Source organism: Erythrobacter donghaensis, assembly GCF_001557325.1.
GTDB classification, from domain to species: Bacteria; Pseudomonadota; Alphaproteobacteria; order Sphingomonadales; family Sphingomonadaceae; genus Erythrobacter; species Erythrobacter donghaensis_B.
In genome coordinates, this window is sequence record NZ_LSJS01000137.1 from 46,084 (window position 1) to 58,350 (window position 12,267).

6 protein-coding genes are annotated in these 12,267 nt (G+C 68.2%); 4 read left to right on the plus strand and 2 right to left on the minus strand.

Annotated features, from left to right (window positions below):
* The first annotated feature begins 103 nt into the window (after positions 1-103).
* The 4 genes from AX692_RS07340 to AX692_RS07355 are packed head-to-tail and all read left to right on the plus strand — an operon-like array spanning position 104 to position 9,410.
* Positions 104-1,501, plus strand: coding sequence for a cytochrome c family protein (locus AX692_RS07340; protein WP_230959637.1), 1,398 nt, complete (start codon positions 104-106; stop codon positions 1,499-1,501).
* 2 nt (positions 1,502-1,503) lie between these two features.
* Positions 1,504-3,456 (plus strand): heme-binding protein, encoded by a 1,953-nt coding sequence (locus AX692_RS07345; protein WP_073975598.1) that lies wholly within the window; start codon positions 1,504-1,506, stop codon positions 3,454-3,456.
* A gap of 3 nt (positions 3,457-3,459) precedes the next feature.
* Positions 3,460-5,313, plus strand: coding sequence for a hypothetical protein (locus AX692_RS07350; RefSeq protein WP_155644947.1), 1,854 nt, complete (start codon positions 3,460-3,462; stop codon positions 5,311-5,313).
* Entirely contained in the window at positions 5,313-9,410 is a 4,098-nt protein-coding gene (locus AX692_RS07355) for a hypothetical protein (protein WP_073975597.1), read from the plus strand. Before AX692_RS07350 ends, AX692_RS07355 begins: the two co-directional genes overlap by 1 nt.
* A 171-nt stretch (positions 9,411-9,581) precedes the next feature.
* Here AX692_RS07355 and AX692_RS07360 read toward each other — a convergent pair whose 3' ends face one another.
* Together AX692_RS07360 and AX692_RS07365 are read right to left on the minus strand one after the other, a co-directional pair.
* Entirely contained in the window at positions 9,582-10,469 is an 888-nt protein-coding gene (locus AX692_RS07360; RefSeq protein WP_073975596.1) for a phosphodiesterase, read from the minus strand.
* Between the two features lie 2 nt (positions 10,470-10,471).
* On the minus strand, positions 10,472-12,265 hold the full coding sequence (locus AX692_RS07365; protein ID WP_073975595.1) for a cytochrome c3 family protein: 1,794 nt from the start codon (positions 12,263-12,265) through the stop codon (positions 10,472-10,474).
* Between the last annotated feature and the right edge of the window lie 2 nt (positions 12,266-12,267).

A 12,267-nucleotide genomic window follows, 5' to 3' on the forward strand; every position in this document is an offset into this window, starting at 1 on the left:
AACCGGGCTTTGCATCGATGCGGCAATCGTGGCGCGGGGCGCGTGTCGATAGCCGTGCCGGGGGCCGGCCGGGCCGGGTGACGGGCATCTCGGGGGGGATGGGATGAGACGAATTCTGGCGGATCTGATCGCTGGTGGAGCGGCACGGGGGACCTCGCGGCGCGTGCTGGCGCGCCTTGCCGCAGTGCTGGCGCTGATCGCCGTCTATCCGGTCTCGACCGCGCTCGGCGGCGGCACCTTCGAGGGCGTGGCGACCTGCGCCGGATCGACCTGCCACGGCCGTGCCGAGGGCAACGGCGCGGTTGTCCGTCAGGACGAGATCGCGACCTGGCAGGAACCCTCCTCACCCTCGGGCGCACACAGCCGCGCCTATGCCGTGCTCGGCGGACGGCGCGGGCAGCAGATCGCCGCGAGCCTCGGGCTCGGCAATGCGCAGTCCGCGCCTGCCTGCCTTGGCTGCCATGCCACCAACGCGCCCGCAGGCCAGCGCGGGGCGAAGTTCACGCTCACCGACGGGGTCGGCTGCGAGAGCTGCCACGGCGCCTCGGGCGGCACCTGGCTCGCCGAGCACTACGCGCTCCCCGCCACCCACGCCTCGAATGTCGCGGCAGGCCTCACCCCGCTCGACAATCCCAAGGCGCGCGCGGGGGTTTGCCTCGACTGCCATTACGGCTCGAGCAAGCCCGGCCAGTTCGTCACCCACGCGATGATGGCCGCTGGTCACCCGCGCGTCTCCTTCGAGCTCGACCTGTTCAGCGCGCTCCAGCAGCACCACCAGGTCGACGGCGACTACGTGACGCGGAAGGGTCCGCCCAGTTCGGTGCGCTTCTGGGCGGTCGGGCAGGCCGAAGCCGTGCGCCGCTCGACCAGCCTCTTCGCCCAGCCCAGGTTCGGCTACGAGGGCGCCTTCCCGCAGTTCTACTTCCTCGATTGCCACTCGTGCCACCGCACGATCACCGACGGCCCGCAGAGGAAGCTCACCTTCGAGACCAATCCCGGCCGTCCGATCCCCTTCGGCAACCCGCCCTTCAACGACGAGAACATGATCATGCTCTCTGCAGTGGCGGGGGCGCTGGTGCCGGGCGAGGCGGCGAAGTTCCAGGCTGCCGCGCGCGACTTCCACAAGGCGTTCGGCGCGGGCCCCGCCGAAGCGCGCACCGCTGCGCAGGCCCTGGCAGCGCGCGCCGGGGCGCTGTCGGATGCGCTTGCGGGCCGCTCCTACAGCGATGCCGACACCTTCAGGATCATCGCGACGATATCCGGCGAGGCGACGAGCCCACGCTTCACCGACTATGCCGGATCGGTGCAGGCGGTGATGGCGGTCGACACGCTGCTCAATGCGCTGGTGCGCGAGGGCCGGGTGACGCAGGGCGCGGCGGCGGGCATTCGCGGTGACATTTCGCGCGCCTACAAGGCGGTCGAGGAGCCCAATGCCTACCGCCCGGCCGATTTCCGCGCCGCATTGAAGGCGGCGGCTGGCGCGATCGGACGGCTGAAATAGCGATGCGGGGGGGGATCACCACCTTCTGGCTGACCGCGAGCGCGCTGGTGCTTGCCTCGTGCGGCGGCGACGGCCCGCCCACCAATGGCGGCGCGACCGGCGGCGGCCCTGCCCCCACGCCCACCCCGCCGCCTGCCGGGCAGGTGTTCAGCGTCCCCGCGCCCGAGAGCCTGTCGAGCGGCGAGGTCGGCACGATCATCGCCCAGGCCGCCGCCGAGGCGCGCGCGCGGGGCGTGGCGGCGACCATCGCGGTGACCGACCGGGTGGGCAATGTCCTCGGCGTCTTCGCCATGCCCGGGGCTGCCGCGACCGCGCAGATTCCGCCCGCGCGCGACGGCACCAGCCGCGACGCGCAGGGCCTCACCATCCCGTCGGCGGGCGCCGCGATCGCCAAGGCGATCACCGGCGCCTATCTGTCGAGCGGCGGCAACGCCTTCTCGAGCCGCACCGCAAGCTTCATCGTGCAGGAGCACTTCCCGCCTGCGCCGACCACCGTGGGGCTGGAGAGCGGCCCGCTGTTCGGGGTGCAGTTCAGCCAGCTCCCCTGCTCCGACCTCGCGGCGCGGGCGAGCGACGGGCTGATCGGCCCCAAGCGCTCGCCGCTCGGGCTGGCGGCGGACCCCGGCGGCTTTCCGCTCTACCAGAATGGCGTTGTCGTCGGCGGGATCGGGGTGATCGCCGACGGCACCTACGGCTTCGACCCCAATGTGCTCGACCGCGATACCGACCTCGACGAGGCGATCGCGCTCGCGGGCACGGTGGGCTTCGAGGCCCCGGTCGGCATCCGCGCCGACCGCATCACCGCCGACGGCACTTCCTTACGCTACACCGATGTCGAATACCCGCAGATCGGCAATGTCGCGGGGGCGAGCTTCGCGAGCACGGCGGGCGCGCTGGTGCCGGTGAACGGATATTATAGCGGCGCAGGTCTGCTGGCGGGCGCGACCTACGGCACCGAGGCGTCGGGCGTGCGCGCCTCGACCGTGGCGGAGTTCGCCAATCGTGATGCCTTCGTGCTCACGAACGGGGCAGGCGCGAACCGCTATCCGGTGCGCGGCGGCACCGATGCGGGTGATGTGGCCGCGCCGCTCACCGCCGCCGAGGCGCGGGTGATCCTCGAGGAAGCCTTCGCGGTCATGAGCCGCGCGCGGGCGCAGATCCGCCAACCTTTGGACAGCCGCGCGCAGGTGACGATCAGCCTCGTCGACACGCGCGGGGCCGTGCTGGGCCTCGTGCGCTCGCCCGATGCGCCGATCTTCGGGATCGACGTGAGCTTGCAGAAGGCGCGCACTGCCAATTTCTTCTCCGGCCCCTTCGCCGCTGCCGAGCTTTCCACGGCGCCGGGGGAGGTGCCGCAATTCGTCACGCGGGCACGGACGTTCCTCGGCGATCCTACCGCGCTGACCGGCAACTTCGCCTTCTCCGACCGTGCCAACGGCAACCTCTCGCGGCCCTATTTCCCCGATGGCGAGGTGGGCCAGCCCAACGGGCCCTTCTCGCGCCCGATCCAGCAGTTCAGCCCCTTCTCGACCGGGCTGCACTCGGCGCTGATAGTGGGCAACCTCGCGCAGCACCTCGGCTTCGTGACCGGCGCGAGCGCGCAGGACACGCCGCGCGCCTGCACGGGTCTGCCCAACACCGCAGGCGGCACGCCGCGGCTCGCGAACGGCATTCAGATCTTCCCCGGCTCGGTCCCGGTCTATCGCGGCAATGTGCTGGTGGGCGGCATCGGCGTTTCGGGCGACGGGATCGACCAGGACGACATGATCAGCTTCCTCGGCCTCCACAACGGCGCCGCGCGCGCCGGAGGGGGCCTCGGCAATGCGCCTGCGGCGATCCGCTCCGACCGGATCGTGGTGCAGGTCGGCAACCGCCAGGTGCGGCTGCGCTACGTCAATTGCCCCTTCGCGCCGTTCATCGGCAGCAGCGAACAGAACGTGTGTCAGGGGCTGTAGCAGATGACGGCGCTGCTCCCCGCCCTGTTGCTGCTCCAGGCCGCCCCGCCCGAAGAGGCGACGCCCCCGGTTGTGCCGCCCGGCGAGGCTCCCGCCGCGCAGGACTGGGAGCAGGATGTCCCCCCCGTCGACCCCGGCATCATCGAGGGCCGCGAGCGCCCGGGCTACACCGCGCCGCTCCCTGAGAAGATCGAGCAGAACAACGAGGGCGCGGTGCGCGCGCCGCCCCCGCAGGCCTTCCCGGCCGAGCAGGTGCCGATCCCCGATCGCTGGAGGCTGATCCAGAGCCTCGGCCTCGTGAAGGAGAACCTGCTCGATCCCTACAACCAGAACACGTTGAAGGGCGACCGGCCGATCGACCGGGCGAAAGTGCCGTGGCTGCCGATCAAGGAGGACGACTGGTTCTTCGTTGCCAACCTCATCAGCGACACCGTTTACGAGCCGCGCACCTTCCCCATTCCCGTCGGCGTCCAGACCACCGAGGACCCGGACCGCAACGACGTCTTCGGCGATGATTTCAGCCAGGTCTTCAGCCAGACCTTCATCGCCGGCTTTGCGCTGCTCAAGGGCTCGACCAACTTCAAGCCGCCGACCATCGAATACCGCCTGACGCTGGCCTACAACGTCAATTATGTCGACGTGCCGGAACGCCGCGTGCTGTTCGTCGAACCCTCGCGCCCCTCGCACCGCTTGGACGATTTCCTCGGGGTGCAGGAAGCCTTCGTCGATTACCACTTCAGCCAGTTCGACACTGACAGGTTCGATTTCATCTCGATCCGCGCCGGAATACAGCCGTTCCAGTCGGACTTCCGCGGGTTCCTGTTCAACGACCAGCAATTGGGCGTGCGCCTGTTCGGATCGCGCGACAACAACCGCTTCCAGTTCAACTTGGGCGCCTTCTGGCGGCTGGAGAAGGACACCAACTCCGGCCTCAACGATGTGACGCAGAGCCCGCGCGACGATTTCGTGTTCGTCGCGAACGCCTACCGGCAGGATTTCCTCATTCCCGCCCTGACCAGCCAGATAACCGTCGTCTACAACCGCAACCGCGAGGCCGACGACATCGAGATCGACGACAACGGCTTCCCGGTGCGCCCGGCGCTGCTCGGCACGCTGCGGGGGCGCGAATACGACGCCTTCTACCTCGGCTACAATCTCGATGGCCGCATCGGGCGGGTGAACCTGACGGGGAGCTTCTACTGGGCGCTGGGCGAGGACCGCAATTCCTTCCTCACCGACCGCCCGGCGGACATCAACGCCCAGTTTGCCGCACTGGAAGCGAGCTACGACAAGGACTGGATGCGCTTCCGCCTCTCGGCCGCCTATGCCAGCGGGGACAGCGATCCCTATGACGACACCGAAGGCGGGTTCGACGCGATCTTCGAGAACCCTGTGTTCGCAGGTGCGGACACCTCCTACTGGATCCGCCAGACCATCCCCTTCGCGGGCGGCGGGCGCGTCATCAGCGTCAACGGGAGGAATGGCCTGCTCAATTCGCTGCGCTCCTCGAAGGAGCAGGGGCAGAGCAATTTCAACAACCCGGGCCTGATCCTTGCCGGGGTTGGCGCGGATTTCGATCTGACGCCGGAATTCCGCCTCACCGCCAATGCCAACCACCTGTGGTTCGAGAACACCTCGGTGCTCGAGGTGCTGAGGAACGAAGGCTCGATCCCGAAGGAGATCGGCTTCGACCTCTCGGCCTCGGCGATCTGGCGGCCGCATGCCAACCAGAACCTCGTCTTCCGCCTGTCCGCCGCCACGCTGATTGCGGGTGACGGTTTCCAGGACCTGTTCACTTCCCGCGGGGGCGGAAAGGAATTCGTCTCGATCCTCGCCAACGTGGTGCTGACCTACTGATGCGCGCGCTCACCCAGCCTTTCGCCCGCCACCTTGCGCTGATTGCCGCGGCGCTGGTGCTGGCCGTGTCCCTGTTTGCCGGCAGCCCGATGGCCTCCGACAAGGAGAAGCCGGTCAAGCGCGACTACTCGCTCGTCATCGCGCCGCCCGCGCCGCAGCGGCAATCGGTGGCCGAGATGGACGCCAAGTCCGAAGGCTGCCTTACCTGCCACGTCAAGACCGACGCGCCGACGATGCACGTCTCGCCCGCCGTGCGGCTCGGTTGCACCGATTGCCATGGCGGCAATGAGGCCGTGCGCGGCAATTCCGAACTGCCGCACGACCACCCCGATTACGTCGCCGCGCGCGATGCGGCGCATGTGCTGCCGAAATATCCCAAGTCCTGGCACTTCCCCTCCTCGGCGAACCCCCAGCGCTCCTACGCGCTGCTCAACCAGGAATCGCCGGAGTTCGTGAAGTTCATCAACCCCTCGGACTACCGCGTCGCGCGCGATGCCTGCGGGGCGTGCCACATCCAGGCGATCGAGAGCGCCGAGCGATCGATCATGGCGACCGGCGCGATGCTGTGGGGCGGGGCGAGCTATAACAACGGGATCCTGCCCTTCAAGAACTACCTCCTCGGCGAGGCCTACACGCGCGAGGGCGATCCGGCGAAGATCACCACGCCCGGCGCAGGGCCGGGGGGCAAGCTCTCCGAGGACCAGATCGCGCGCGGCGTGCTTGCCGAGATGTATCCGCTGCCCACGTGGCACGTGATCCCGCCGGGCGACGTGTTCCGCGTGTTCGAGCGCGGGGGGCGCACGATCAACTCGCAGTTCCCGGAGATCGGCCTGCCCAACCCGACCGGCTCGATCCAGCGTCTGGAAGAGCCCGGCCGGCCCGACCTCAAGCAATCGAACCGCGGGCCGGGCACGGGGCTTCGGGTCGCGATCCCGGCGCTCAACATCCACAAGACGCGCCTCAACGATCCCTTCACCTGGTTCATGGGCACCAACGACCAGCCGGGCGACTACCGCCATTCGGGCTGCGCCTCGTGCCACGTTGTCTACGCCAATGATCGCGAGCCGCGCCATTCGCTCGTCTATGCGCAATACGGGCGCGACGGGCAGAGCATCACCGCCGACCCCACCATTGCCGAGAAGATCGCCCACGCGGCGGGCTATGAAGAGAAGAAAGGCGGCCACGGCGCGGTCAAGCAGCCGGGGCATGACGATCACGCCGATGACGGGGCGCTGCGCACTGCGAGCGGAGCGGTCAAGGAAAGCGGCCACCCGCTCCAGCACGTCTTCACCCGCGCGATCCCGACCAGCCAGTGCATGAACTGCCACATGCACCAGCCCAACATCTTCCTGAATTCCTTCCTCGGCTACACCATGTGGGACTACGAGTCCGACGCGCCCTTCATGTGGCCAGCTAGCCAAAAATACCCGACCGCCGCCGAAGTCCGTGCGGTCACCGACCGCAACCCCGAGGGCGCCGCGCCCAAGGGCAACTGGGCAGACCTCGATTTCCTGCGCAACGTTTATGACTTGAACCCGCAATTGAAGGACACCCAGTTCGCCGACTATCACGGCCACGGCTGGAACTTCCGCGCGATCTTCAAGCGCGACCGCGAGGGCAATCTGCTCGATGCCGAGGGCAATATCGTCGACCCCGACGATCCCGAGAAGTGGCGGCGCGAGGGCGAGGGCAAGTTCGTGCCTGCGGGCATCAACCCGGGCAAGGCGGTCCACCTGATGGACATCCATGCCGAAAAGGGCATGCAATGCGCCGATTGCCACTTCGAGCAGGACAGCCACGGCAACGGCCTCATCTACGGCGAGGTGGCGAATGCGATCGAGATCACCTGCAAGGACTGTCACGGCACCGCGGACGCCTACCCGACCCTGCGCACCAGCGGCCCGGCCGCGCCCCCCGAGGGCCACAACCTCGCCCTGCTGCGCAACCCCGATGGCAAGCGGCGGTTCGAATGGCTGGAGGGGCCGGATGGCAGGCAACGTCTGATCCAGCGTTCGATCGTCGACCCCAGCCTTGAGTGGGAGATGAGCCTCGTCAAGGACTCGGTCGATCCCGCCACCCCGGTGTTCAACGCCAAGGCCGCGCGTGCCAAGCTCGTCAGCCGTTACGGAGCGGAGACCGGCAATTTCGAATTCGGCACCGGCATCTCCGAGCCCGACCGCGCGCACCGTGAGCCGGAGATGGCCTGCTTTACCTGCCACCTGTCATGGACCACGAGCTGCGGCGGGTGCCACCTCCCGATCGAGGCCAACTGGAAGACCCCCGTCCACCGCTACGAAGGCGGCGAGACGCGCAACTTCGCGACCTACAACCCGCAGGTCGCGCGCGACGAGATGTTCCAGCTCGGCAAGCACATGACCACCAAGGGCAACCAGGTCGCCCCGGTCCGCTCGTCCTCGGCGCTGGTGCTGTCCTCGACCAATATCAACCGCGAACGGATCTACGTGCAGCAGCCGCCGATCTCGGCCATCGGCTTCTCCAGCCAGGCCTTCGCGCCGCACTTCCCGCACACCGTGCGCCTGACCGAGACCAAGACCTGCACCGATTGCCACCTCTCCGCCAAGGAGGACAACAACGCGATCATGGCGCAGCTCTTCCTGCTCGGCACCAACTACGTCAACTTCGTCGGCCTCAACGCGTGGAGCGGTCTGGAAGGCGGGTTCCAGGCGACGCGGGTGACCGAATATGACGAGCCGCAGGCGGTGATCGGCTCCTACCTCCAGCGCTATGCCTATCCCGATTACTGGAAGCTCCATGTCGAACAGAACGGACGCGAGCTGAAGAACTGGACGCGCGGCAAGGCCTTCGACGAGAAACTCAGCGGCGAGACCCACCCGTTCGAGGAATTCGTCAACGTCCACGAAGGCACGCCCGGCCGGGTCGGCTGCCTCCAGCTGCGCGGCGAATACATGTTCGTGGCCGAAGGCAAGGGCGGGTTCGTCGCCTATGACGTCGCCAGCATCGCCAACAAGGGCACCTCGGAGCGGATCCTCAAGGGGCCGTTCTCCGCGCTGGGCCACGACACGCAGGTCAAGACCACCAATGCGACCTGCATGGCGCTCGCCACCAACCAGCCGATCGCGCCGACCCGCAACACCGAGGCGATGCGCGCGGCCAATCAGGAACAGGCGTTCAAGCCGATCTACAACTATGCCGCCGTCACCGACGCGGTCGAGGGCCTGATCCTCGTCAACGTCAACACGCTGGCGGACGGCGAATTCCGCAACAACAAGCTCAAGCGCAAGGTCTATTCCGACGGTTCCACCGCCTGGAACCCGGGCGGCGTGCTCGACGGCGCGCGGCACATCGTGCTGGCGGGCGAGATCGCCTATATCACGGCGGCCAAGGGCCTGGTCGTGGTCGACCTCAGCGATCCCGACACGCCCAAGCTTGCCGCGGTGCGGACCTTGCGTGATGCGCGGGCGAGCGCGGTGCAGTTCCGCTACCTGTGGGTGACCGATGCGGAAGGCGTGAAGCTGTTCGACATCACCTCGCTGCGCAACCCCGTCGCGGTGCCCGAGGCGACCGTGCCGCTCGCCGACGCGCGGCGGATGTATATCGCGCGCACCTATGCCTATGTCGCAGCGAAGCAGGAGGGGCTGGTGATCCTCAACGTCACCAACCCGCGCGCACCCAAGGTCTACCAGAAGGTGACGCTGGGCGGCGCGCTCAACGATGCCGAGGACGTGATCGTCGGCACCACCAATGCCTCGCTGTTCGCTTACGTCGCGGACGGGAGGAACGGAATCAAGGTGCTGCAGCTCACCAGCCCCGAAAGCCAGCGCGGCTTCTACGGCTTCAGCCCCGCGCCGATGCCCGAACTGATCGCCTGGGCGAAGACGCCGACGCCCGCCATCGCCATGTCCAAGGGCCTCGACCGCGACCGTGCGGTGGACGAGACCGGCGGGCAGATGGCGGTGTTCGGCCGCCTCGGCTCGCGCCCCTTCACCCGCGAGGAGATGGAGCGGATGTTCATGACCCGCAGCGGCGTGCCGTGGAAGGTGAGCGACGAGGTCGACATGAAGCGCTGGGTCGGGCTGGCGCCGGTGGGCGCGCAAAGGGCGGCGGCGCGGAAATAGACGCAACCCTCGTCATGCTGAACTCGTTTCAGCATCCATTGCTCAGCAAGCGCGGTGCTCACCAAAGAGGCCAGATTGTCGTCGCCTGACGAACCGTGGCTGCAGATGTTCGGATAGCGGTTCAAGCGGCCCGAAGGATCCTGAAACAAGTTCAGGATGACGATTTAAGACCTACTCCCTCTCCGCGAACATGCCCTCGATCATCGGCTGGAGACCTGCGTGGAAGCGCGCCAGCACCTGCCAGTCGCCCACGCGCTCGTAGTGCGAGACGAGACCCTCGCCATCCCAGCGGTGGATCGCATAGGTCGGCGGCTCGGTGGTGATGAGCTCGCGGTCGTCGGGCACGTTCTGGTCGATCGGGTTGAGATCCATCGCCACCAGCGGAGCGACCGAGGGGGTCACCCCCAGCGGGATACCGGCAAAGCGCGTGGAGATCGGGCGGTGGAGATGCCCGCAATGGATCGCGAGCACCTGCGTCTGCCCCTCCAGCACGTCCCGCAGCCGCACGATCCAGCCTTCATCGGGGGCAGGATCCATCCAGTCGATCCCCGCGACCACCGGCGGGTGGTGCATGAAGATCAGCGTCGGCGTATCGGACGCCTCGGCCAGCTGCGCGGCGAGCCAGCTGGCGCGGGCCGCGCAGAAGGCCCCGCCGTGGCGGCCCTCCTCGAGCGTGTCGAGGCAGATGATCCTGAGGCCGAGTCCCGCATCGACGACATAATGCAGGAACCCGCCCTCTGCCGGCTCGACCTCGGGAAAGGCGCCGAGCAGCCCCTCGCGGCTGTCGTGGTTGCCGACCATGGGCAGGATCGGGATCGGGCAGTCGCGCAGGATCTCGATGGTCTTGGCGAAGCTCTCGGCATCGCCATGATCGGTGATGTCGCCGGAAAGCACCAGGAAATCAGGGCGGTTGGGCCCCTCGACCACCCGCTTCAGCGTGGCGCGGAAGCGGGTGAGGTTCAGCTCCTCGGGCTTTTCATCGGGGGCGAAGCCGACATGGATGTCGGTCATCTGCGCGATCAGCACCGCACGGCCAGTCGAAGAAGCGCCCCCGCCCATTGCTATGGTCTAGCTTGTGCGAGTTTTGCTGCAACCTTAGATTTGTCAGGCGGCGGGGGCTTGTAGTGCGGCGCGGGGCCCTTGGGGGACCATTGCCCGGCCGGCACGTGATAGGCGTGGCACATCGCGCAGTCGCTCGGCACGATCTTGGCGCTCTTCACGGCGGTCGCCCCGAGATGGCAGTCGCGGCAGCTCTTGAGGTCGGGCATCAGCAGGTCGCTTGCCGCCTTCGAGGTTTCGGCCGCGTGGCAATCGGAGCACTTCTGCTTGGCGTGGGCGGCGTGGCTGAAATAGCCGCTGGTGAGGAAGCGTTCGGGGAAGTTGACCGGCATCAGGTCGGCCTGCCCCGTCGGGCCGGTGGTGGGCAGGTGGCACTCGGTGCACACGCCCCCGGTGGAGAGCGCGTTCGAAATGCCGATATAGGCGCGCACCGGACGGCCGAAGTCCGCGCGATAGGGCGAGGCGCTGCCGAGCTGCCCCGGACGCTGGCGACCGGGCGCAATCGCCGGGCGCGGGCCTGAGGTAATCCGGGCGAGATCCTCGGCGAGGTTCTTCACGCTGCCGTGGCGCAGCTTCCCGAACCCGCCGCCCGGCGTTCGGCCCGAGACGAGGCTGTGGCACGCCTCGCACGCCTGCTCCATCTCGACCGGCTTGAAGGTGACCTTGTCGTCCGTGGGCGCGTGGCAGTCCTTGCATTCGAGGGGTGCGCGATATTGCGCGAGGCTCACCGCCATGCGCGCCGCGCCGCCGCGCGGGTTCATGTGGACGTCGTGCGGGAAGACGAGGCCCGATTGCTCGACCGGCTTCGATCCCGCCGCCGCCCGGACAGGGTTGGCCGCGCCGAAGCTCGCGAAATAGAGCGGGCGGAACTGCGGGTGGGTCTTGCCGAAATCATGCGCGTTGGCGAGCGCCGTGTCGGTCAGGCGCGTGTTCAGGTCCTTGTGGCAATCGCCGCAGAAGGCCTCGCTCCCCGCCTGCGTGCGCACCGGGCCCTCGTGCTCGGAGTGGCAGGCGACGCAGCCGAGCGGGCCTTCCTTGCCGAAGCCCTGCGCGATCTGCCATTGCAGCGCATCGCCTTGCGAGAGCGGCGCCATCCCCTTGGCAAGCCGCGGCTTTTGCGCGTGATCGCCGATGTCCTCGTGGCACGAGAGGCAGGTCTCGTCCTGCACGCTCTCGAAGGCGGCGACGTGGCAGCTCTCGCAATTGTCGGCGAGGGTCTCGTGCTTGAGCGACAGCTCGCCGCTGGTCCAGGCGCTGTCCATCAGCACCGCGCCCGGGGTCTTGCCGGTGGGATCGGGCTTGGCCGGGGTGCGCAGCAGATGGCTCGCGACGGGCAGGGCGAGCAGCAGGAGGATGATCGCGCTGGCAAAAACCCAGCTCATTGCGCGCTTGGACGGCAGTTTGGAGGCGAGCGCGAAGCCGCGCAGCGCGTCGATCTTGCCCTCGTCGGCCACGACCTGGCGGATGGTGATGGCGATGGTGCCATCGCCCTCGCGCGTCACCGCGAGGCGCGCCGCGCCGAGCGCCACCTCGCCGCCGGTGCGCGGGTCGATCACGCCTTGGGTGACCACCCGCCCGTCGAGCCCGAAACCCAGTGTGCCGATCGCCGCCACCGCCAGTGTGCCATCGGGCGCAAGGTCAATGGCGACATGGTGCTGCTCCACCGCGAGGTCGGGCAGGTGGATGTCGTTCTCGGCCGCGCGGCCGACGGTCAGGCGGGTCTGGTCGAGCGTCCGGTCGCGGACGATCTCGCGCCCGGCGGCGGTGAAGTCGATGGTGCGGATCAGGAAGGCCATCG